At 71.6% G+C, this 21,914-nt stretch carries 19 protein-coding genes; 12 read left to right on the top strand and 7 right to left on the bottom strand.

Features of this window, described 5'->3' with window-relative positions; all coding sequences use genetic code 11:
* Positions 1-49 precede the first annotated feature (49 nt).
* From ACFWQG_RS01315 to ACFWQG_RS01300, 4 genes are read left to right on the top strand one after another with little or no spacing between them, the layout of a single operon-like run.
* Entirely contained in the window at positions 50-2,047 is a 1,998-nt protein-coding gene (locus ACFWQG_RS01315; RefSeq protein WP_378505761.1) for a glycosyltransferase, read from the top strand.
* Positions 2,044-4,284, top strand: a complete 2,241-nt coding sequence (locus ACFWQG_RS01310) for a hypothetical protein (RefSeq protein ID WP_378505760.1) — start codon at positions 2,044-2,046, stop codon at positions 4,282-4,284. Before ACFWQG_RS01315 ends, ACFWQG_RS01310 begins: the two co-directional genes overlap by 4 nt.
* The gene (locus ACFWQG_RS01305; protein WP_378505759.1) at positions 4,281-4,478 is read left to right on the top strand and encodes a hypothetical protein; all 198 of its coding nucleotides are present in this window, start codon (positions 4,281-4,283) and stop codon (positions 4,476-4,478) included. The genes ACFWQG_RS01310 and ACFWQG_RS01305 overlap by 4 nt, the downstream gene beginning before the upstream one ends.
* Positions 4,475-5,422: a glycoside hydrolase family 16 protein gene (locus ACFWQG_RS01300; RefSeq protein WP_378505758.1), complete on the top strand. Its 948-nt coding sequence runs from the start codon at positions 4,475-4,477 to the stop codon at positions 5,420-5,422. The genes ACFWQG_RS01305 and ACFWQG_RS01300 overlap by 4 nt, the downstream gene beginning before the upstream one ends.
* Here ACFWQG_RS01300 and ACFWQG_RS01295 read toward each other — a convergent pair.
* Together ACFWQG_RS01295 and ACFWQG_RS01290 are read right to left on the bottom strand one after the other, a co-directional pair.
* A complete protein-coding gene (locus ACFWQG_RS01295) occupies positions 5,401-6,735 on the bottom strand; it encodes a lipopolysaccharide biosynthesis protein (RefSeq protein WP_378505757.1) in 1,335 nt (444 codons plus the stop codon). The two genes, ACFWQG_RS01300 and ACFWQG_RS01295, sit on opposite strands and share 22 nt — an antisense overlap.
* A complete protein-coding gene (locus ACFWQG_RS01290) occupies positions 6,732-7,583 on the bottom strand; it encodes a glycosyltransferase family 2 protein (protein WP_378505756.1) in 852 nt (283 codons plus the stop codon). Before ACFWQG_RS01290 ends, ACFWQG_RS01295 begins: the two co-directional genes overlap by 4 nt.
* A gap of 200 nt (positions 7,584-7,783) precedes the next feature.
* Here ACFWQG_RS01290 and ACFWQG_RS01285 point away from each other — a divergent pair, with 200 nt between their 5' ends.
* From ACFWQG_RS01285 to ACFWQG_RS01250, 8 genes are all read left to right on the top strand, one after another.
* Complete coding sequence (locus ACFWQG_RS01285; RefSeq protein WP_378505755.1) at positions 7,784-8,974, top strand: 4-hydroxybenzoate 3-monooxygenase; 1,191 nt, start codon at positions 7,784-7,786, stop codon at positions 8,972-8,974.
* Between the two features lie 117 nt (positions 8,975-9,091).
* Positions 9,092-9,907 carry a 2-amino-3,7-dideoxy-D-threo-hept-6-ulosonate synthase gene (locus ACFWQG_RS01280; RefSeq protein ID WP_378505754.1) on the top strand — a complete coding sequence of 272 codons (816 nt, stop codon included), beginning with the start codon at positions 9,092-9,094 and terminating at the stop codon, positions 9,905-9,907.
* A gap of 47 nt (positions 9,908-9,954) precedes the next feature.
* Entirely contained in the window at positions 9,955-11,139 is a 1,185-nt protein-coding gene (locus ACFWQG_RS01275; protein ID WP_378505753.1) for a 3-dehydroquinate synthase II family protein, read from the top strand.
* A 4-nt stretch (positions 11,140-11,143) separates the two neighbouring features.
* Complete coding sequence (locus ACFWQG_RS01270; RefSeq protein WP_378505752.1) at positions 11,144-12,274, top strand: LLM class flavin-dependent oxidoreductase; 1,131 nt, start codon at positions 11,144-11,146, stop codon at positions 12,272-12,274.
* The gene (locus ACFWQG_RS01265; RefSeq protein WP_378505751.1) at positions 12,267-14,825 is read left to right on the top strand and encodes an AMP-binding protein; all 2,559 of its coding nucleotides are present in this window, start codon (positions 12,267-12,269) and stop codon (positions 14,823-14,825) included. The genes ACFWQG_RS01270 and ACFWQG_RS01265 overlap by 8 nt, the downstream gene beginning before the upstream one ends.
* Positions 14,822-15,706 carry a beta-1,6-N-acetylglucosaminyltransferase gene (locus ACFWQG_RS01260; RefSeq protein WP_378505750.1) on the top strand — a complete coding sequence of 295 codons (885 nt, stop codon included), beginning with the start codon at positions 14,822-14,824 and terminating at the stop codon, positions 15,704-15,706. The genes ACFWQG_RS01265 and ACFWQG_RS01260 overlap by 4 nt, the downstream gene beginning before the upstream one ends.
* A complete protein-coding gene (locus tag ACFWQG_RS01255) occupies positions 15,703-17,004 on the top strand; it encodes a lipopolysaccharide biosynthesis protein (RefSeq protein WP_378505749.1) in 1,302 nt (433 codons plus the stop codon). The genes ACFWQG_RS01260 and ACFWQG_RS01255 overlap by 4 nt, the downstream gene beginning before the upstream one ends.
* 45 nt (positions 17,005-17,049) lie before the next feature.
* Entirely contained in the window at positions 17,050-17,475 is a 426-nt protein-coding gene (locus ACFWQG_RS01250; RefSeq protein ID WP_378505748.1) for a Rieske (2Fe-2S) protein, read from the top strand.
* Here the strand turns inward: ACFWQG_RS01250 and ACFWQG_RS01245 are convergent.
* The 5 genes from ACFWQG_RS01245 to entS are packed head-to-tail and all read right to left on the bottom strand — an operon-like array spanning position 17,459 to position 21,914.
* Positions 17,459-18,343 (bottom strand): glycosyltransferase family 2 protein, encoded by an 885-nt coding sequence (locus ACFWQG_RS01245; RefSeq protein WP_378505747.1) that lies wholly within the window; start codon positions 18,341-18,343, stop codon positions 17,459-17,461. The genes ACFWQG_RS01250 and ACFWQG_RS01245 overlap by 17 nt on opposite strands.
* Before the next feature lie 11 nt (positions 18,344-18,354).
* Positions 18,355-19,329: a glycosyltransferase family 2 protein gene (locus ACFWQG_RS01240; RefSeq protein ID WP_378505746.1), complete on the bottom strand. Its 975-nt coding sequence runs from the start codon at positions 19,327-19,329 to the stop codon at positions 18,355-18,357.
* Between the two features lie 5 nt (positions 19,330-19,334).
* The gene (locus ACFWQG_RS01235; RefSeq protein ID WP_378505745.1) at positions 19,335-20,357 is read right to left on the bottom strand and encodes an endonuclease/exonuclease/phosphatase family protein; all 1,023 of its coding nucleotides are present in this window, start codon (positions 20,355-20,357) and stop codon (positions 19,335-19,337) included.
* 9 nt (positions 20,358-20,366) lie between these two features.
* Positions 20,367-20,597: a phosphopantetheine-binding protein gene (locus ACFWQG_RS01230; RefSeq protein WP_378505744.1), complete on the bottom strand. Its 231-nt coding sequence runs from the start codon at positions 20,595-20,597 to the stop codon at positions 20,367-20,369.
* A 51-nt stretch (positions 20,598-20,648) separates the two neighbouring features.
* Positions 20,649-21,914: an enterobactin transporter EntS gene (entS, locus tag ACFWQG_RS01225; protein ID WP_378505743.1), complete on the bottom strand. Its 1,266-nt coding sequence runs from the start codon at positions 21,912-21,914 to the stop codon at positions 20,649-20,651.

Genomic DNA, 21,914 nt, shown 5'->3' with positions numbered 1-21,914 from the left:
CTTCCCTACGATGGGTGGCCGCGCCCCATGACGATCCCGGAGATTCGCCTTGGCCTCGACAACCCGTCCCGACCCCGGGCTCGCCATCCTCATCAGCTGCTTCACCACCGCCCGGCTCGACCTGCTGCTCGCGGGCATCGAGCGGGCGCGCGCCCAACTGCGGGACGGTGACGAGGTGATCGTCGTCGTCGACCACAACCCCGAATTGCTCTCGATCCTCCGGCAGCGCTGCCCGTCCGACGTCACCCTCACCCCGAACCGGCACCGCCGCGGGCTGTCCGGGGCACGCAACACCGGTCTGGAGTTCGCCGCCGCCGAGATCGTTGTCTTCCTCGACGACGACGCCTCGGTCCGTCCGCACGCCCTCGACGCCGTGCGAACCGCGTTCACCGACCCCGCCGTTGTCGCGATCGGCGGTGCGGTGCACGCGAACTGGGAATCCGGCCACCCGCCTGGCTGGTTCCCCGACGAGTTCGGATGGGTGGTCGGCTGCGACTACCGCGGCCTGCCCGCGGACGGCGCCGAGATCCGCAATCCGATCGGTGCCGCAATGGCGGCCCGCCGCGCCGAACTGCAGAAGATCGGCGGCTTCTCCGACCGGCTCGGCCGGGTCGGCGCCGTGCCGGCAGGGTGCGAGGAAACCCTGATGGGAATCGAGCTGCGACAGCAGTTTCCGGGCACCCGGATCGTCCGGGTCACCGGTTTCGCCGTGGACCACGCCGTGCCGGACCACCGGGCGACGGTGCGCTACTTCGTCTCCCGCTGCAGGCACGAGGGCCGCTCGAAGGCGGTGCTCACCGGCATGGTGGGGGCCGACGCCGGACTGTCCGCGGAACGCAGCTTCGTGGTGCGCACCCTCGGCACCGGGGTGCTGCGGTACCTGCGGCGGACGGTGGCCGGTCGGGACCGGTCCGCACTGACCCGCATCCTGACGCTGACCCTCGGCCTGGCCGTGACCGTGGCCGGCACCGCCGAGGGCATGCTGCGCCGGGGGACTGCCGGGTCCGACCGCGCTGCCGCTGCGCTTCCCCTGGCCGCCGGGGATCCCGCGGTCGACGAGGACGAACTCGTGACGATCGTGATCCCGACCGTCGGGCGTGGCTCCCTGCGCACCACCGTGCGGGCCGTGCTCGCGCAGCAGCACCACACCATCGAGCTGATCGTCGTCGACAACCGGCCACACCGCGGCGCCGTTGCGCGCGCGCTGGACGGGATCGACGATCCGCGCCTGCGCATCGTCGACCAGCCGGTGCCGGGGGTGTCGGCCGCCCGGAACCTGGGGCACCACCACGCGAGCGGCCGGATCGTCGCCTTCACCGACGACGACGCCCTGCCCGACCCCGGCTGGATCACCGGCATCGTCGCGAGCTTCCGGGCCGATCGCGGCGGTGCGGTCGGCGCGGTGACCGGGCGCGTTCTCGGCACCGAGGCAACCAACCGCATGCAGGAATGGTTCGAGGAGGCGAAGGTCTTCGACAAGGGCGAGTCCGCGACCGTGTGGGCGCTACGCACCCACGAAACGGACCCGGCGCTCGGCGACTTCGGCGCCCACGGGCCCTTCTTCCCCTACACCGCGGGCGAGTGCGGGTCGGGCAACAACATGGCCTTCCGGTCGAGCGCGCTGACGTCCATCGGGGGATTCGATGAGCGCCTCGGCACCGGAACCCCCACCCGCGGCGGCGAGGACCTCGACGCGTTCCGCGCCACCCTGCTGCGGGGCTGGTCGATCGCCTACAACCCGGACGCCGTCGTCCGGCACTACCACCGCGACAACATGGCCGACCTGCGCACGCAGAGCTACGGATACGGCACCGGGATGGCGGCGTCGCTGACGAAATTCGTCGGCACCGGGCAGCTGTGGCCGATCCTGTCGCGTGTCCCGCGGGGACTCCACATGCTGCTGTCCCCCGCCTCCGCGAAGAACGCCGACGTCCCGTCCGACTGGCCGCTGCACCTGCGGGCCCTCGAGGCGTGGGGCTACCTGACCGGACCGGTGCTGTTCGTCCGCAGTCACCTAGGGGCCCGGCGGACCGGAGCGACCCGATGACCGCGACGGACCTGCCCACCGACCACCTCACCGCCGCCAGGCGAACCGAGGTCCGGTACGGCTGGCGGCCGCGGCCTGCGCTGCTCCTCGGCGCCGTCGTCGCGGCGCTCATGCTCGCGTTGAACCTGCTGGTCGCCACCGGGTCCGCGGACCTCGTTCCCACCCCGATCCGGATCCTGGTCGTGCTTGCCGGCGCCACCCTGGTCCCCGGCCTCCCCGTGGTGGTGGCCCTGCGGATCCCCGGGCGGGCGCTGTTCGCGTCTCTGGTCGTGTCGGTCTCGCTGGCAACGACGATCCTCGCCGCCCAGTTCACGATGGTCCCGCAGTGGTGGAATCCGGCGACCGTGCAGACCCTGCTCGCGGCCGGATCCCTGCTTGCCTGTGTGCTGGTGCGCCGCACCGTTCCCGCCGACATCGCCTGCCCGCGCAGCGAACTGCACTACCTGCGGTCCTGGAGTCGGGCCCGCACGACCAGCCTGGTCGCGCTCACCGCATCGATCGTCCTGTTCGCGGTCGCGGCGGCGACCCTGGACTATCTCGACGCCGGGCGCTACGGGATCATCACGCAGATCGGGGTCGTGTACGCGCTCGGGCTCGTCGTCCTGTGCGGCACCATCGTGGCCGGGCTCACCCGCCCGCGTATCGACCCGGTCGTGATGTCCGCGGCGACGCTGGTGCTGATCGGCTACACGACGATGCTCGTCCCGGCCGCCAGCGGCCAGACGACGGTGCCCACCGCGTTCGTGCACCGCGGCTTCATCGCGGCCCTTGCCCAGGGTGAGCGGCTCCCCGACGCGATCGACGCCCGGTTCAGCTGGGCCGGGTTCTTCTCCGCCGGAGCGCATCTGGTGACGGTCGCCGACCTTCCCGACGCGACCGCGCTGCTGGCATGGGCGCCGCTGTTCATGGGCGCCCTGCTCGCCTTCCCGCTGTACGCGATCGCGATCGCAATCACCGGCCGGGCCCGTCTGGCCTGGCTGGCGGTGATCCTCTACCAGCTGTTCAACTGGTATCAGCAGGACTACTTCGCTCCGCAGGCGGTCGCGATGGTGTTCTACGCGACCGTCATCGCAACCCTGCTCTGGCAGCTGCGCCGGGCCCCGCTTCCCGGCATCGGTCCCGGGGTCGGACGGTTCCTGATCGACGCGCCGCGGCGCACCCCGGGGCTGGTCCCCGGTTTCGGATCGGTTCGCACCCTGGCACTCGGCGCCGTGCTGCTGCTGGTGCTCGTGGCGAACACGGTCACCCACCAGATCACGCCGATCCTGGCGATCATCGCGCTCGCCTTCTTCTCGCTGTTCGGCCTCACCCGGTACCGGACACTGTGGCTCGCCGCGGGTCTCGTCTTCGCCGCCTGGTTCAGCTACGGCGCCACCGACTTCTGGACCGGTCACCTGCAGTCGATCTTCGACGAGCTCGGCCAGATCGGTAACTCCGTGAACCGCGGTGTCGGCGACCGCATCTCCGGCGATCCCGACTATCAGCAGATGCAGTACCTGCGGATGGCGGCCTCCGGCCTGTTCGCCTGCGTCGCGTTCGTCGGATGGCTGCTCGCCCGGGGCCGCCGGGCCTGGCTGGTTGCGGGCGCGCTGTGCGCTGCCCCGTTCACCCTGGTGCTGCTGCAGAGTTACGGCGGCGAGATGATCATCCGCTGCTTCGTCTACGCGTCGCCGGTCCTCGCGCCGTTCGCGGCAATCGCCGTTGCCCGCGGTATTACCCTGATCCGCCGCCGATCGGCGGTGCGCGCCAGGGGCGCCCGCCCGGTGGCGCTGGTCGCGGGAACCGTCATCCTCGTGGTGCTCGGCGTGCTGCTGACCACCAACCGCGGCCTGAACACGGCGTTCGAAGCGTCGACGACCGAACAGGTCGCGATCACCGACGAGTTCATCGCCGCCGTCCCCCCGGACACCACGATCATGTCGTGGTCGCACGCCCCGCACAGCAGCGGTGTCCGCCGCACCCTGGACCCGCGTGGCCCGCGGATGATGTTCATCGACAGCTACCCGTGCCTCGACGACCTCGCCAACTGCGCGAGGACCCGGGACCCGTCATACCTGTACCTCACGACTCAGGGCACCGGCATGCTGCGGTTGCAGTACGGCATGTCGCAGCGGTATCTCGACGACCAGGTGCGGGCCATCCTCTCCGGGGGTCGGTACCTGCCGATGCTCGAGCGCGAGAGCATCACCATCCTGCGCCGCGTCGACTCCCCCGTCATCGAATTCGAGACCTCATGAACCTGACCGTCCTGTTCTTCCTGCTCGCCGCCGCCCTGCTGGTGGCGGGGGTGCTGCTGCGCGAACGTGAGGTGCCGGACACCGGTGGCATCGGCAGACGCCCACCCGCCCAGGTGATCTCGCTGCTGCTCGCGTCCTGCGTGGTGACGGCGGCGGTGCTGACGTTCGCCCGGCTGATCGCGATGGCCGTATGACCCGTCGCCCCCTCCGGGTGGTCGCGGCGGCACTGGCCGTTGCCACCTGCGCCGCCTGCACGATCCCGACCGACGACCCGACGACCGTGCAAGCCCCGACGCCGGACGGCCCGGGGAGCGCCGCGGTCGCCGAGGTCGACTGCGGGCAGGGCCAGATCCCCGGCGGCACACCGGTCCCGGTCGGCGACCTGCCCGGCTGGAAGCAGATCTTCACCGACGAGTTCGACCGCTGCGAACTCGGCAGGCAGTGGAGCACCTACAGCGGCCAACCCGGCGGCAATCCGCACGGCTGGTGGGACGGAAAGATGGTGCAGGTCTACGGCGGTGCACTGAACCTGCTGTCGGAGCGCAGCGGCGACGGGTGGGTCAGCGGCGGCGTCTCGAACTTCCCGGTGACCCAGCAGTACGGCCGCTGGGAGATCCGGATGCGGGCCGACCGCAGCGACGACATCTCGTACCACATGCTGTTGTGGCCACAGCGCGAGCAGTGGCCCCCGGAGATCGATTTCGCCGAGTCCGCCAGCGGCGAGCGGACCCAGCTGGACGCCTTCCTGCACTGGGTCGGCGACGACGGGAACCGGAAGTCCCACGCGATCGTCACCGGCGACTTCTCCGAGTGGCACACGGTCGGTGTGGAATGGGGGCCCGGCATCATCCGCTACCTGCTCGACGGAAAGGTCTGGGCGGAGGCGCATTCGGAGACGATGGTGCCGGACGAACCGATGTGGCTGGGGCTGCAGGCGGAGGCGGGCGCCTGCGAGCGGAGGGCCGACTGGGGCATCGAACCGTGCTCGGAGACCGATCCCCTTCGCCCGGACCGGGTTGCGGTGCAGGTGGACTGGGTGACGGTGTACGAGCCGGTGATGTCCGATCTGGAGTGGATGCAGGAGCGCGGCGCGTTCGATCCCGACCCGGACGTGGTTCAGATGTCCGAGGACGGCTGAGCACCGACGGCATCCCGGTCCAGTGACCGCAGCGCCCGCAGCAGGGGCACCGCGAGTACCGCGGCCGACGCGGATTCGGCGACGAGGTACGCCAGCCCCATCGCGGCAAGCCCGTGGTCGCCGATCAGCGCGACGCTCAGCCCGAGGATCAGGGCCGCGTTGCCAATCTGGACCATGATGGCCAGGGTCAGCCTGCGCCGGACCCTGGCGATCGCGGTGTACGCGAACGCGATCGACGCGGGCAGCACCGCAACGGCGGCGAGCCGCAGCAGCGGTGTTCCGGTCTCGGCGTACTCGGCTCCGACGACGTCGAGGAGGACCGGGCCGAGGATCGCGAACAGTACCACCGCTCCGGCCGTCACCGCGGCGAGCACCAGGAGGAATCGGCGGGTCAATTCCCGCACCCGGTCCGGGTCGGCGGCAACGCCGGACACGTACGGGCCCATCAGCATCGTCATCAGGACGAGCACCGCCGAGACGAGCGACCAGGCGATCGCAAAGTGCGCGTTGGCGTTCGCGCCGAGCCGGGTCACGACAATCAGGGGAAGCATCAGCGGCGCAAGCGCTCCCACCACGTAGATCCCATAGGATCCGGCGAGGTAGGTACCCATCTCGCGGGCGGGCGGCAGCGCGGGCGGGACGTCCCTCAACCCGGGTCCACGCAGCCGACGGGCGACGGCGACGCCGAGCACCGCAGCGCCGATCAACGCGGGCACCGTCCAGGTCCAGACGATCGCCACTCGCGACGCGGTGAACGCGAGCGCGGCCGCGGCGACGAGCTTGACCGCCGCGTGGACCACATTCTTGGTTGCGGCCCACCCGGCCTCCCGCAACCCGACGGCGGTGTGGTCGAGCAGGGCGAACCAGGAGAAGACCGCAACGACCAGCGGGAAGGACGCCGCCTGCAGCGGGTGGGCGAACATCTCGTCGGTCGGCCCCCAGACCAGGAACGATGCACCGAGCAGCAGCCCGCCGCACCCGCCGATCGCGAAGCCGTTCCGGACGAGGGTGGCCGCCCTGGCGCCGGCAAGCGGCAGGAACCGCTCGAACAGTGCACCGAGAGCAAGGTTTCCGAACGCCGACAGCATCGTGGCGGTGGTGATCACCGCCGACGCGGCACCCACCTCACTCGCCGGGTACAGGCGTCCGAGCACCGCCCAGTAGGCGAGGCCGAGCCCGCCGGTCAGCGCGGCGGACACGGTCAGTGCGAGGCTGTTGCGCTCGAGGCTCTTGCCCGGACCGGCACCGACCGCGGTGCGGTCGGTGGTGTCGACGAGCGTCGTCGGCGATGACCGTGGCGCCGCCGCGGTCACCGCATCAGTTCGCGCACGTCGGCACGCGCCGACTCCTTGCGAATGTGCTTGGTGTCGCGCCAGTGCTGCCATTCCTGGCCGATGGTGCGCAGCACCCGCATGCCGTCGCTGTAGGCGTTGAGGTTGCTCCGACCGTGGATGCGGGGTCCCTCGAAGCTGCCGACCTCCGCGATGACCAGTCCGGCGGTCGCGAGGCGGACGTTGATGACGGTCTCGATCTCGAAGCCGTCACCCCACTGGGCCCGCTGGTACTCGACGGGCGGTAGTTCGATCAGCGGGACGTGCTTGCGCCAGAAGGCGTTGTAGCCGTAGCAGAGGTCGGAGAAGTCGGTCCGGAAGATGATGTTGACCAGGCCGTTGAGGCCCTTGTTGCCGAGGTTCCGGAGGGTGGTGATGTCGGAGCTGCCGCCGCTGCCGACGAAGCGGCTGCCCTTCGCCAGGTCGGCACCGCCGACGAGCGCCTCGACGAACAGCGGGATCTCGGCCGGATCGGTGGATCCGTCGGCGTCGATCATCACGATGATGTCCTCGGTCGCGACGGCGAAGCCACAGGCGAGGGCGTTGCCCTTGCCGCTGCGGGTCTGCGTCACGACGGTCGCGTCCGGCCACAGCTCGCGCGCGACGGACACCGTGTCGTCGGTGGAATTGCCGTCCACGAACACGATCTGGTCGATTCCGTCGGGCATCCGGGAGGCAACGAACGGCAGGTTCTTCGCCTCGTTCATGGCCGGGATGATGACCGAGACCGTCGGCCGACCGGTGCCGCGCCCGGCGAGGCCCTCGACCGGGGGCGGGGCGGTGGTGCCCGCGTCCGCGCCGGAACCGTCGGTCGGTGTCGTGGTGCTCAAGTCGATAGCTCCAGTCGTGATCAGGGGGACGACCCCGCCAGGTATCGGCGAGTCCGGGCAATCTCGTTGCCCGCTGGTCGATTCGGGGGTCCCGCAGTTCGTCGAACCGCGTGTCATACAGTAGAAGGTAGGCAAGCCTAAGCAAAGCGACAGGTACCCCATGTGACGACTGTCACACAGCAGACGAGGAGCGAGGCCGCGTGCACACCCAGGTAGCGATCATCGGCGCGGGCCCCGCCGGCCTCACCCTCGCCCACATGCTCCACCTCCAGGGCATCTCCTCGGTGGTGATCGAATGCCGCGGCCGCGAGCACATCGAGACCCGCACCCGAGCGGGCATTCTCGAGCAGCCGACCGTCACACTGTTCGAGGAACTCGGAGTGGCCGACCGCCTGAATCGGGAGGGCCTGTCCCACAATGGTTTCTACGTTCGTTTTGACCGCAGCACACACCACCTGGACTTTCACCGACTGATCGGCGGCAACGCGACCGTCTATCCGCAACAGGAGGTGGTCAAGGATCTCGTCGCCCACCGGCTCGCCGCGGGCGGGCCGATCCTGTTCGACACCGCGGTGACCGCGATCGAGACGACCGCGGACGAGGCACGCCTGCGACTCGATCACCGCGGCACCACGACGGAGCTGACCGCGGACTTCGTCGCCGGCTGCGACGGCTTCCACGGAGTGAGCCGTGCGCACCTTCCCGCGGCAGGACTCCGGGAGTTCACCCGCACCTACCCGGTCGCCTGGCTCGGCATCCTGGCCCACACCACGCCGACCACCCCGGAGGGCATGTACTGCGCGCACGAGAGCGGCATCTCGGTGCACAGCATGCGCGGACCGCGAATCACCCGGCAGTACCTTCAGGTTCCGGCCGGGACCGATCTCGCCGACTGGCCCGACGACCGCATCTGGGACGAGCTGACGGTCCGCAGCGCCAGCGACGACCACCCCGAACTGGAGCGGGGCGAGGTCGTCGACCGCTCACTGGCGCCGCTGCGGTCGTATGTCTGCGAGACGATGCAGCACGGCAGGCTGTTCCTGCTTGGCGACGCGGCCCACATCGTCCCGCCCACCGGCGCCAAGGGCCTCAACCTCGCGGTCTCCGACGCCTGCGTCCTCTCCCACGCCCTCGGCGGGTGGTACCGGGCCGGGACCCGCGCCCATCTCGACGCCTACAGCCAGACGTGCCTGCCCCGGGTCTGGAAGGCGCAACACTTCTCGTGGACCCTGACCACGACCCTGCACGCCATCTCGGACGACCCGATGGACTGGCCGCTGCGTCGGGCCCGGCTGGCGCGCTGGGTGGAGTCGGAGGCCGAGCAGGCCGCGCTCGGCGAGGTCTACCTCGGCCTTCCGTTCCCCACCCCGTGGCGGCACCCGGCCGCCTGAGCGTGATCCGGGAGGGCCCGCTACCCTCCCCGCTGGCGTTTGTGTAGCCTACCCTAATTACGCGAGGCCCCCGGGCCGTTCCCACGCATGCGTGCTGTCCGAATTGGAGTCCGGTCGATGCTCAGCTTCCCCACGCCCCACCGCACTCAGCCCCTGAGCGGCAAGGGCATTCGCATGTCCCGGATCACCGACCACGGGCGGACGATGATCGTGCCGATGGACCACTCGGTCACCGTCGGACCGCTCGGCAGCGCCGACCACACCGACAGCCTCGTCCGCACCCTCGCCAATGCCGGGGCCAACGCCGTCGTGCTGCACCGCGGCCGGGCCAAGCTGGTCGACCCGTCGTCGTTCTCCCGGATGGGGCTGATCGTGCACCTGTCCGCCGGGACCACCCGCAGCATCGACCTGCACGCCAAGGTGCTCGTCGCCGGCGTCGAGGACGCCGTGCGGTCGGGAGCCGACGCCGTCAGCGTGCACGTGAACATCGGGTCGCCCACCGAACGCGAGCAGCTCACCGACCTCGGCGCCGTGTCGAGGGAGTGCGACCTGCTCGGCGTCCCCCTGCTTGCGATGATGTACGCCCGCGGACCGCTGCGCGCGGATCTCCCCCCGGACACCGACGAACTGGCCCACCTGGCCGCGATCGCAACCGATCTCGGCGCCGACCTGGTCAAGCTCGACTACTGCGGTGACCCGGACGCGATGCGCGGGGTTGTCGAGTCCTGCCCCATCCCGATCTGCGTCGCGGGTGGTCCCGGATCCGGCGGCGATGAGCAGACCATCGCGCTCGGCGCGGAGGTGCTCTCGTCCGGCGTCGCCGGGTTGAGCTTCGGCCGCACCGTGTTCGAGGCACGGGACCCCTACGGCGTCACCGCCGCGCTCGCCCGGCTCGTCCACTCCCCCGTCGCCGTCGAACTCGAAAGCGCCTGACGGCAGCCGACCCACCGCTCCACGACCCGAAGGGAACCCGTCCGCACATGGACAGCACCATCGTCACCGACCAGATCGTCCCCGCAGCGGGCGCAGGCTCGGACACCCGCCGCACTCCGATCAGCCGGGAGGGCCACTTCGCGTGGCTCGACGTGCGCGCGGTGGACCGGGACCTGCTACCCGCGATCGTTCAGGCGGCACTGCACCACCGGATCGACGGCATCCTGTCCGACTCGGTCGCGACGTTCGAGGGACTGCCGCCGACGGTGCGCCGCATCCTCGCCGTCGCCGCCCCCGTCGCCGCGGACTTCCCGTACGACGCGGTGGATCTGGTGGTCGTCGCCGACCGCGCCGACGTGCACTCCCCGCACATCGGGCACACCCCCGACCGCGGTGTGCACGTTATCGTCTCGGACGCCCCGACGTTGCAGGTGGCGTGCGAGGTGGTCCGCGAGGTTCCGTGGACGCTGCTCACCTTCACCGACCCGACCAAGATCCCGCTCGAGATTGTCATCGCCGCCGCCGAGAACTCCGGCGGCCGGACGATCACCACGGTCACCGACATCGAGGACGCCGAGATCGTCAAGCTCGTCCTCGAGCACGGGTCCGACGGACTGCTGCTTGCGCCCCGCACCGCCGACGACGTGGTGAAGCTGGCGCGCATCGTCGACCACCGGCTCGAGGGCATGGAGCTCTCCGAACTGGTCGTCACCAAGGTCGAGCACATCGGCATGGGCGACCGCGCCTGCATCGACACCTGCTCGCTCCTCGAGCTCGACGAGGGCTGCCTGATCGGGTCCTTCTCCACCGGCATGTTCCTGTCCTGCAGTGAGACCCACCCCCTGCCGTACATGCCCACCCGACCGTTCCGGTGGAACGCGGGCGCGGTGCACTCGTACGTGCTCGGGCCGGACAACCGCACCCGCTACGTCAGCGAACTGCAGGCGGGCTTCCCGATCCTCGCCGTTCGCACCGACGGCAGCGTCCGCGAGGTGCGGATCGGCCGGGTCAAGATCGAGAAGCGCCCGCTGATCTCGATCACCGCGGTCGCGCCGAACGGAAAGAACGTCAACGTGATCGCGCAGGACGACTGGCACGTGCGGCTGCTCGGCCCCGGTGGCAGCGTCAACAACGTCACCGAACTGGCCCCCGGCGACACCCTGCTCGGCTACGTCCCGACCGAGGCCAGGCATGTGGGACTGCCGATCACCGAGTTCTGCGACGAGCGTTAGGACCGTGAGCACGACGACGCCCGAGGTTCTCTGGTACATCGGGGCGAACGACGGTGCGGCGCCGTGGGATCCGCGGCATCGCTTCCCGCCGTCCTTCGCCGCGCTGCGTGAGCAGGCCCACACTCTCGACCGGCTCGGGTACTTCGGCGCCCTGACCACCGCGCGGGAGGCGATCTCCCTGGTCGCCGACACCGAGCGGCTGCGGTTCCTGGTCCCCGAGTACCCGGGCGTCAAGCCGCCCGCACTGCTCGCCGAGGAGGCGCAGGTCTTCGACCAGTACTCCGGCGGACGATTGATCTACAACCAGGTGAACGGTGCCGACCCGGTGCTGTCCCGGTACGGCCGCTTCCACTCGAAGTCCGAGCGCTACGCGATGTCGGCGGAGTACTGGTCGCTGGTCAGGCGGCTCTACCTCGACGACACCGACGCCCACGCCGGAACGCACTTCGAGTACGGCCCGCGGTACAAGCCCGCGATCGCCGGGCCCCGGCAGCCCGGCGGTGTCCCGCTGTGGGGCACCGGCGCGTCGCCGGAGGGCATCGCGCACGCCGCGCAGGTGCTCGACGCGTACCTCATGTTCATGAGCCCGGCGCAGGCGATGGACACGGTGTTCAGCAGGGTCCGCGCGGCCGCCGCCGACACGGGTCGGGAACTGCGGTTCGGGGTGCTGGCGAGCGTGCTGGTCCGGGAGACCGAGGAGGCGGCCTGGGAACGCTTCGAATGGCAACTCGCGCAGACCGATCCGGCGTCGGTGCTCGCCACCGCGGACCGCAACCTCACCAGCTTCGGGTTCCCCCCGCTGGCGGAGCTGACCTCCGACGACCCGCAGGTCCGGGCGCGGATCGCGGCGCTGCGCGCGGGGCGGTTGCCGACCCGGGCCGAGCTGGAGTACGCGCCGAACCAGGCCGCCGGACTGACCACCTGGACCGGGGCCGAGCCGCCGTTCGACGTGGCGGGCAAGGGCACCGGCAACTACCTGGTCGGCAGCGCCGACAACGTGGCCGCCCGGATCCGGGAGCTGTCCGAGCAGCTGGGCATCGACATCTGGATCCTGTCCGGGTGGCCGCTGATCGACGAGGCCCGGGCCGTTGCGGAACTGCTCTTTCCCCGACTCGGGATCCGCACCGGTGTCTGAGCTCCCCGGTGACGGTGCCGTTCACCCCGTCCAACCGGTCACAGGTGCCCTTCACCGGGGGGCGCCGGACCTGGCGACGCCGCAGCGCGGCTACGCGCCGTTCGCGGTGCCGTGGACGTCGATCCGGGAGCGGTTCGCGGTGGTGGCGGCGGCCCTGCCCGACGAGTTGGCGGTGGTCTGCCGCGGCGAGTCGATCACCTACGCGGCGCTGCACGCGCGGGCGGCGGCCGGGGCCCGCGCCCTGGTGTCCCGGCTGGGCGGGGTGCGCCGACCCGTCGCGATCGACACCGACTGCAGCCTCGACTGCGTCGTCACGATCGTGACCATCCTGCTGTCGGGGAATCCGTTGGTGCTGCTGGACTCCCGACTTCCTGACGAGCGCCGCACCGACATCCTCGCCCGCAGCGGCGCCCTCCGCTACCGGGCCGCCGACCTCGAACCGGCCGATGCGGGCGCGCCGCTGCCCGCCGTCGCCCGCACCGATACCGCGGTGCTGCTGTTCACGTCCGGGTCGACCGGCAGGCCGAAGGCGGTGCGGCAGGGGCAGCGGCAGTGGCTGAACCAGGCGGCGGACTTTCACACCACCCTCGGGATCGGTGCGGGCGACCGGGTCGGGATGGCCCTGCCGATCAGCTTCGGCGGCGGCATGGACGTGGTGGTCAGCGCGCTGCTCAACGGCGCGACGCTGCACTACCTCGACCCGCGCGAGATCGGCAGCGACGCACTGCCGCAGTGGATCCCCGGCGAAGCGCTGACCACCCTGCACGCCACCCCGTCGCTGCTGCGCGCGGTGCTGACGGTGTGCGCGGGCGGACCCGCGCTCGGCAGGCTCCGACTGGTCACCACCTGCGGCGAGGCGGTGCACGGCGACGATGTGACCGCGCTGCGCACACAGCTGGGGCCGCACAGTGTCTACTGCAACCTGTCCGGCTCGTCGGAGACCGGGAACCTGGCGTTCAATGTGTTTCCGCCGGAGCGGCCGATCCCGGACCGGGTCCTCCCGGTCGGGGTGGTTGCCGCAAACAAGACGGTTCGCCTGCTCGGCCCCGACGACACGCCGGTCCGGCCGGGGGAGGTCGGGGAGATCGTCGTCGACTCCGACTACCTCGCCGAGGGCTATCACGTGGACCGCGACGGCGGGGCCGGCGCCGACGTCGACCGGTTCGGTGTGACCGCCGCAGGCGCCAGGTACTTCCGGATGGGCGACCTTGGCCGGTTCGACGGGAACGGGGACCTGCATCTGGTCGGGCGCGGCGACGACGCCGTCAAGGTCCGCGGCTATCTCGTCGAGCCAGCGGAGGTGGAGTCGGCGCTGCGCAGGCTGCCCGCGGTGAACGAGGCGGTGGTGCTCGCGCGCAGCACCGATGCCGGGCCCGCGCTGGTCGGCTATGCCGCGGTCCGGCCGGACGGCCGGGCGCCATCTGCGGCCGATCTGCGACGGGACCTGCGGGCCGCATTGCCGGACTGGATGATCCCGGCGCACCTGGTCCTGCTTCCCGCGCTGCCGCGCAACGAGCGGGGCAAGGTGGATCGGTCCGCGCTGCCCGGGCCCGCGCCGCGGCCGCCGGTGGTCCCGCCCGCCGCAGGCACCGAGACCGACCTCGCCGCCCTGTGGGCGGAGATCCTCGGCGTCGAGCGGGTCGGCCGCGACGACGACTTCACCGCCCTGGGCGGGGACTCGCTGCAAACCCAGCAGATGCTGACCCGGGCAGGTGAACGGTTCGGGGTGGCGCTCACGTCCGCGACGCTGGCGAACCATCCCACCCTGCACCGGTTCGCCGGGCACCTCGACGCGCACGCCGGGGGCGCGGGTGGCTCGGTGCTGGTCCCGCTGTCCCCGACCGGGACCGGCACCCCGGTGTTCGCCGTCGCCGGGGCGGGCTCCACCGCACTGGCGCTGCTGCCCCTCGCGCGCGAACTCGACCGCCCCGTGTACGGGTTGCAGGCGCACGGCCTCGAGGGCCGCGGGCTGCCGGACTGGACGGTGGCCGCCGCCGCCCGCCGCTACCTGCGCGAGATCCGCAGGGTGCAGCCGCGCGGCCCGTACACCCTCGTCGGGCACTCCCTCGGCGGTGTGATCGCGATGGAGGTGGCCCGGCGACTGGAGGCGGCCGAGGACACCGTGCACGCGGTGGTGTGCCTGGACACCCTGCTCGGCGGACCGCTCTCGGTCGGCGGGCCGAATCTGCCCCGGACCGCGGACACTCCGCCCGCGGTGGCGGCGGCGCCGCCGTCCCGCCATGACCTGTGGCGCACCCGGCTCCGACTGGTCACCGCGGGCCTCGTGCCCCGGCCCGCCCAGCAGCAGTGGGACCTGTTCCACGAGGTGGGTCGGCGGGTGGCGCTGCTGCACCGACTCCGCCCGTGGCACGGCCGGGTCGCGGTGGTGATGGCCGAGGACAACCCGGACGATCCGGCCTGGTGGCCGATCGTCGCGCCGAACGTGGTTGCGGTGGACCGGGTTCCCGGCGATCACGTCGGAATGCTGCGCGCCCCGCACGTGGCCCGCACGGCGGCGCTGGTCCGCACCGCCCTGGAGCCGACCCGATGACGGACCGGTTCGCGGTGCTGGTCCTCGCGCACCACCAGCCGCGGGTGCTCGCCGCGCTCCTCGCGTCGCTGCGGCACCCGGCGATCGACGTGTACGTGCACGTCGATGCCGACTCCGACCTCGACCCGTTCCTCGCTGCCGCACCGCAGCGGGCGGGGCTGACGTACCTGCGGGGCAGGCGGCCGGTCCGCTGGGGCGGCAGGAGCGTCGTCCTAGCCACGCTGGATCTGCTTGCCGCAGCAGCCGATTCGAAATCGCATTACCGGAGGTTCACACTGCTGTCGGGGCAAGATCTGCTGATCGCCCCGCTCGACACGGTGCTGCGGGTGTGGTCCGGGCGCACCGAATACCTGCGCATCGACCGCCGGGTCCGCGAGCCGGGGACCGTGCGCGCCAGGCAGATCGCGCGCCGCCACTTCCCCGATGACCGGGTCCGGTGGCGCCAGCTCCTCGACGGCCGGATCCCGCGCCGCGTCGACGACACCGTTGACCTGCTCCAGGGTTCGCAGTGGTGGTCGCTGACCGACGCGGCGGTCGAGCACGTCCACGGATTCCTCGCCGCCAACCCGGCATGGCTGCGGTTCCACCGGCACACCCGGTGCCCGGACGAGGTGGTCTTCCACTCGATCGTCGCGGCGTCCCCGGTGGCGCATCGGATCGCCCAGCCGCTGGGCAGGCCGGGCGCCACCGACGGCAGCGACCCGGTGCACGGCCTGCACCACATCGACTGGTCCGACCCCGCCGCGATCAGCCCCCGCGTGCTCGGCGCCCCCGACGAGGCATCGCTGCGGGCCTCACCGGCACTGTTCGCCCGCAAGGTCGACGACTCCTCGCTGGCGCTGATTGACGCGTTCGCCGCGAACCCGGCGGGGCCGCGGTGAGCCCGCGGGCGACGCGGCTCACCGCGTTGGAGTCGAATGCCGCGGCGCTGATGCTGTCGTCGGTGGTGACCGGGGCGCTCGGCCTGGTGTACTGGGCCGTCGCGGAACGGTTCTTCGCGACCGCGGAGGTGGGGCGGGCGTCGGCGGTGATCAGCACCGCGACGATGCTGGCCTCGGTGTCCTGCCTGTCCCTCGGCGGCGCCTATCAGCGGTTCCTTCCGGTCGCCGGCCGCGCGTCGGCTCGGCTGATCGTCGGCGGGCTCGCCGTGACCGCCACCGTGGCTGCCCTGCTCGGCGTGCTGTTCCTGCTGCTGAATCCGTCCAATACCCGACTGTTCGCCGCCACCGCCGAGTACGTGGCGTTCCCGTTCCTCGTCGTCGCGTTCGCCGTGTACGCGCTGACCGATCCGATCCTCACCGGGCTCCGGCTCGCGAAGGCGGTTGCGGTCAAGAACATCGCCCTGTCGGTGCTGAAGATCGTTCCGGTCGTCGCGCTGGCGGGGGCCGGATCGGCGATGGCGCTCAGCGGATCGTGGGCGGTGCTGGCGTTCGGGGTGACGGCGGTCGCGGTGTTTCACCTGCTCCGCGTTGCCCGCGGTCGCGGGGAGATCGCGCCGCAGCTGCCGCCGGGGCGGGAACTGATCGCGTTCCAGGGCGTCTACTTCACGATGACCCTGGTGCTGACGGTGACGCCGCTGATGCTGCCGCTGATCGTGGTGTCGCAGCTGGGAACCGAGCAGAACGCCTACTTCAACCTGGCGTGGACGATGTGCTCGGCGGTGGGCCTGCTGCGCAGCGCGGTGGGATCGTCGTTCGTGGTGGAGGCGTCCGCGCCGGATGCGGACCGGGCAGCGCTGCTGCGCAGGCTGCTCCGGATGCTGGGGGCGGTCGCGGTGGTGTCCGCCGCTGGCCTCGCGGTCGGCGGGCCGCTGGTGCTGTACCTGGTGAGCCCGGCATACTTCCACGCGGCCACCGGGCTGGTGCTGGTGATGGCGGCGGATTCCCTGGTCGGCACCGTGGTGCTGCTGTATTTCCTGCTCGCCCAGATCCTGCGGAGGCTGCGGCTGATGCTCGTCATCCAGATCCTGATCGTGGCGACCACGCTCGCGGTCACGCTGGCCCTGGTGCCGAGGCTGGGCCTGATCGGTGTCGGGTGGGGGTCGTTGACCGCCCAACTCGTCGCGGTGGCGGTGCTGGCGGTCCCGCTCCGGCGGGCGATCACCGATCTCGTGCGCTCCGCGCCCGTGCGTGAGTTTTACCCCGATCGGGGGAAAACTCACGCACAGTTCCGTGGTTGAGGGCGCGGCCGGGGAGTCCTCCCGGCGCCACTAGAGTGGTGGACCATGACTGCACCGGGCCGGCCCCTGACCCGCCGCGCGTTCGTCACCGGAGCGTGCGCGGCGGGCTGCTTCGCCGTCGCCGGCTGCGCGAGCGGCGGCACCGAGCCAACGCAAGCCCGCTCCGGCCCGGTCCGGATCCCGGTGGGCGACGTCCCGGTCGGCGGGGGCGTCATTCTCGCCGCCGACCAGGTGGTGGTGACCCAACCGGAACCCGGGGTCTTCCTTGCGTTCTCCGCGGTGTGCACGCACGACGGCTGCCTGGTCTCGTCGATCCGGAACGGGCGGATCGTCTGCGGCTGCCACGGCAGTTCCTTCTCGGTCACCGACGGTTCGGTGGTGCGCAACCCCGCTCAGCAGCCGCTGCCGCGGCGCACCGTCGAGGTCGCCGGTGACACCCTGACCGTCGCCGCGGCTACCGGCCCCTCCTGACCGCCGCCAGCGCCTCCACCACCTTGCGCCCGGTGAACCTGGCCGTCTCGACTCCGGGGCGCCGGACGAGCGCGGCGGCGGACGGCCCGGCCAGCGCGGCGACCGTCCTTGCCGCCGCCGGGATCACCGCAACCCCGGCAGGGGGCCGCGGCCACAGCAGCGTGCCGAGCGTCCGGTCGGGCAGCGGGCGCACCCCGGCGGCGAGCGCGTGCTCGCGCGCGATCCGCAGGTGCGCGCGCCGCTGCTCCTCGGCGTGGACGGCGCTGACCTGCTCGGGGTAGATCCGGTACCGGTACCCGAGCATCGGCAGGTTGCCGAGCGTGCCGTGCTCGGACAACTCCGCCCACATCCGGTAGTCCTCCGCGTGCGCAAACTCGGGTCGGAACCGGACGCCGCTGCGGTCCAGCACGGACCGGCGGATCATCACCGACGCACCACAGTGGCAGCTCGACAGCAGCAGACGCTGCCTGCACGCGGCGTCGGTCCGCGGCATCCGGACCCGGCCGGTGAGCGCACCGAACAGTTCGTAGTCGGTGCCGCACACGACCAGCGCCGGGTCGTCGTGCATCGCCCGCAGTTGCGCGGACAGCCTGCCCGCAGGCATCAGGTCGTCGGCGTCCATCCGGGCCAGGAACTCGCCGCGGGCCTCGTCGAGCCCCCGGTTGAGCGCGCCGACCAGGCCGGTGTTGGTCTGCCGCACCACCCGCAGCCGAGGGTCGCGCACCGCAGCGAGGACCGCGGCGGTGTCGTCGGTGGAACCGTCGTCGATCACCAGCAGCTCAAAGTCCCGGAAGTCCTGGGACAGCACCGAATCCAGCATCGGACGCAGGTAGCGACCCGCGTTGTAGGCGGGGACGAGGACGGTCACCGTTGGCACATTCATCGATACCTCAGGATCGTCGAGTACAGCCGGGGCGCCACCGCGAGCAGCGCGGCGAACACCGCCTCCCTGCGGTGCCCGGTCCGCGCCAACGGGACAATGTCGCGCACCGAGACAACGCCGCGCACCCTGCCGAGAGCCGTGTCGTAGAGCTCCGGCCGCGACGCGGCGACGTGGTCGGCGCGCATCGCGACATGCGCAACGGACCGCAGCACCTCGCGGTACCGGAACCCGAGCAGCTCCTGAGCCCAGCGCCCGCTCAGCCCGGCGGCGGCGACCGCGGCCCGCACGTCCCGGTCGACCGTGAACAGGTCGAGGGTCCGGGTGCTCAGCGAGGTGCTGATCGATCCCTCCCGGTACAGGTACCGGTACAGCGGTTCGTCGACGAGCGCGACCCGCGCGGCCGCCAACGACATACGCATCAGCGGTGCCATGTCCTCGTAGCCCTGGTCCTCGTCCCAGGGCCGGTCCCCGAGCACCGCGCGCCGGAACAGCTTGGTGCATGCGTACGCCTTCGCCCGACCGGTGACCAGTCGGTGCGCAAAGTCGGTGCCGGACACCACCATCGCGCCGTACGGCTCCTCGTCGACCTGCAGCACCCGACCGTCCTCGTCGACCCGCAGGGTGCGGGTGCAGGCGAAGTCCGCGGACCCGTCCTCCAGTGCCGCGGCGAGGAGTTCGACGAACCGGGGGTCGGCCTGGTCGTCGCTGTCGAGGAACCAGATCAGGTCCCCGGTTGCGGCGGCGAGGCCGGAGTTGCGAGCCCGACCAAGGCCGCGGTTGCGGTCGTGCACGACGGTGCGCAGCGGTGCGCCCCGTTCGGTCAGGTACCGCTCGGCGACCGCCATCGACGTGTCACCGCCGCGGTCGTCGACGAGGACGATCTCGTCCACCGGCCGGGTCTGCGCGAGCACCGACCGCAGGCAGCCCTCGACGTACGGCAGACAGCGGTACACCGGAACCACCACACTCACCCGGGTCACCGCTTCGCCCCCGTCCCGTCGAACCCCGTCCCGTCGAACCCCGTCCCGTCGAATTGCGGTGTCACGGTGGCGAAGATGCCGTGGTGATCGGAGCCGGGCAGGTCCACCCGCTCGTACTCCCCCACCACCGCGTCCCTCAGCACGATCCGGTCGATCGCGAGCATCGCCGGATACCACCGGTCCGCCGGGTAGGTCGGCACCAGCCCGGCGCCCGCCTGCTCACCCGCGTCGACGAAGCCGCCGGTGAGGATGCTGCGGTACCGGCTGTGCGAGTACGTCGAGTTGAAGTCGCCGCTGACGATGACCGGGTCGCCCTCCCCGCCGATCCGGTGCAGCAGTCCGGTGAGCTTCGACATCTCCGCCGCCCACATCCAGGACGGCGACGGGTACGGCGGCATCGGGTGCACCGCAACCACCGTCACGCGGCGCCCCTCCCCGACGTCGATTCCGGCGACCAGGTTCGCCATCGAGAAGCGTCCCAGCATCCGCGGATCGTGCATCGGGAACCGGCTGTAGATGCCGGTGCCGCCGCCGCCCGACTCCTTCGGTTTCAGGAACGTGACGGGCAGCAGATCCTCGAGTCCCGCCGCCCGCAGCCGGGTGACCGCCGCGTCGGTGAGTTCCTCGACCGTCAGCAGATCGGCCCGGCGCGACCGCACCAGGTCGACGAGGGCGTCGGGGTCCGCCTCACCGAGCCGAATGTTCGCCTGCAGCACCCGGATCTGCCCGTCCGCCGCGGCCGCGGCTGGAGCGTTCCGGACGAACAGCGGTGCCTGGGTGACGATGCCCGCGAGGAGCACCAGCAGCCCGGCGAGCAGGGTCCGCCTGGCTCGCACCGCTGCCAGCGCCACCACCCCGGCCACGCCGACCGCGAGCAGCACCGGCACGAACGACGACGCGATGATCAGCGTGTTGCTCTCCGGCCCGATGTAGTGCACCAGGACGCCGAGCGCGGCGACCGCGACCGCCCCGACGCCACCGCCGAAGCAGATGCGGCGCACCGCCTCTCGCGGTGTCACGGGTGACACTCAGCTCGCACCGAGGACCTCGACCCAGGCGCCGAGGTGCGGATCGGAGGCGAGGTCGACGAAGTCGACGACGGCGCCCTCGGAGCGCCACCGCTCGACCAGCGACATCAGCCGGACCGAGTCGAGGCCGAGATCGAGGAGATCGGCCTCGTCGGTGAATTCGTCGGCGGGCAGGTCCAGCAGGGCGGCGAGGTCCGCGATCACGCGGTCCCTGGTCAGTGCAGTGCTCATGTGGTGGGGTCTTTCGCAGTGTGGGCGGGGGTCGGGCGGGGGTCGGGTGGGTCAGGCGGGCACCGCGGTCGCCGCGTCGGCCGGGTCGGCGACGGTGCGACGCAGGGACCCGAGTACGACGAGGAAGACCACCGCGACGGCGCACATCGTGAGGCTGTAGGTGACCACCGCCGACGACGGGGCGACGACCCCGCCGAACGTCCCGGCGATCAACGCGCCGACCGAGACACCGGCGACCTCCTGCGCCGACCAGAGACCGTTCACCCGCCCCAGCAGATGTTCGGGTGTGTGGGTCTGGATGAGGGCGTACCGCAACACTTCCTGGACGGAGGCGATCGCGCCGACCGCGACGAGCACCAGCACCGCGACGACGAGGGCCCCGGTGAACCCGACCAGGGCCTGCGCCGCGAAGCCGGCCGCGAGGGCGACCAGCAGCACCGTCCCCGGCCGGGTGAGGCGGTTCAGCCATCCGCTGGTCACCGTCGCGATCACCGCTCCGACCGCGCTGGCCGCGTAGAGCAGACCGGCGGCCCTGGAGTCTCCTGCCCACTGTTCGTCCACCAGGCCGGGCACCAGCACCAGCACTCCGCTGCCGAGCATGGCGATCACGCCCGCCACCATCACCCCACCGATCACCCTGTGTTCGAGGATGAACCGCGTCATCGACACCGGCTGCGGCGCGTCGCCGCGCCGATCCGGTTCGGTGGCCGTCGGTGCTGGCAGCGGCGGCAGCCCGGCGAGCAGCGCGATCGTGATCGCGGTGCCGATCGCGGCTACCCAGTAGTTCCAGGACACCGAGAACGCCGCGATGACCAGGCCGCCGAGCGCGGGCGAGACGACCGCACCGACGCGGGCGCCGAGCACGTTCAGTGCGCCGACCCCGACCAGCTGGTCCCGCGGGACCAGGGTGGGCACCACCGCGAACAGCGCGGCGATGCTGATCGATCCGATCAGCCCGTTGATCACCGACAGCACGATGATCGCCTGCCACGACGGGTCCGCGAGCATCGCGTTGACGGCGAGCCCGACGAACGTCAGCCCGGACACGGTGCGGGCGAACAGGATCAGCCTTTTGCGGTCGTATCGGTCGGCGAGGGTGCCGCCGATCATCATGCCGCCCATGGACGCGGCGCCCTCGACCGCGGCGACGAGCCCGACCAGGAATGTCGATCCGGTCAGGTCGTACATCTGCAGGGGCACCCCGACCATCAGCATCCCGATCCCGAAGATCGAGATGGTGCGGGCGATGAACACCCGCCGGAACGGTGCGCTCTCGCGCAGCGGCCGCAGGTCGAGGAGGACGCCGCGTTCACTCAT

The organism is Rhodococcus sp. NPDC058532, from assembly GCF_042719255.1.
Classification (GTDB): domain Bacteria; phylum Actinomycetota; class Actinomycetes; order Mycobacteriales; family Mycobacteriaceae; genus Rhodococcus_G.
This window is presented reverse-complemented; position numbering and strand designations above follow the sequence as displayed.

Excerpts from the sequence above, each read along its gene's own strand:
- ACFWQG_RS01310 (WP_378505760.1), top strand. The coding sequence starts at position 2,044 with ATGACCGCGACGGACCTGCCCACCGACCACCTCACCGCCGCCAGGCGA.
- ACFWQG_RS01305 (WP_378505759.1), top strand. The coding sequence starts at position 4,281 with ATGAACCTGACCGTCCTGTTCTTCCTGCTCGCCGCCGCCCTGCTGGTG.
- ACFWQG_RS01300 (WP_378505758.1), top strand. The coding sequence starts at position 4,475 with ATGACCCGTCGCCCCCTCCGGGTGGTCGCGGCGGCACTGGCCGTTGCC.
- ACFWQG_RS01280 (WP_378505754.1), top strand. The coding sequence starts at position 9,092 with ATGCTCAGCTTCCCCACGCCCCACCGCACTCAGCCCCTGAGCGGCAAG.
- ACFWQG_RS01275 (WP_378505753.1), top strand. The coding sequence starts at position 9,955 with ATGGACAGCACCATCGTCACCGACCAGATCGTCCCCGCAGCGGGCGCA.
- ACFWQG_RS01260 (WP_378505750.1), top strand. The coding sequence starts at position 14,822 with ATGACGGACCGGTTCGCGGTGCTGGTCCTCGCGCACCACCAGCCGCGG.
- ACFWQG_RS01250 (WP_378505748.1), top strand. The coding sequence starts at position 17,050 with ATGACTGCACCGGGCCGGCCCCTGACCCGCCGCGCGTTCGTCACCGGA.
- ACFWQG_RS01230 (WP_378505744.1), bottom strand. The coding sequence starts at position 20,597 with ATGAGCACTGCACTGACCAGGGACCGCGTGATCGCGGACCTCGCCGCC.
- entS (WP_378505743.1), bottom strand. The coding sequence starts at position 21,914 with ATGAGTGAACGCGGCGTCCTCCTCGACCTGCGGCCGCTGCGCGAGAGC.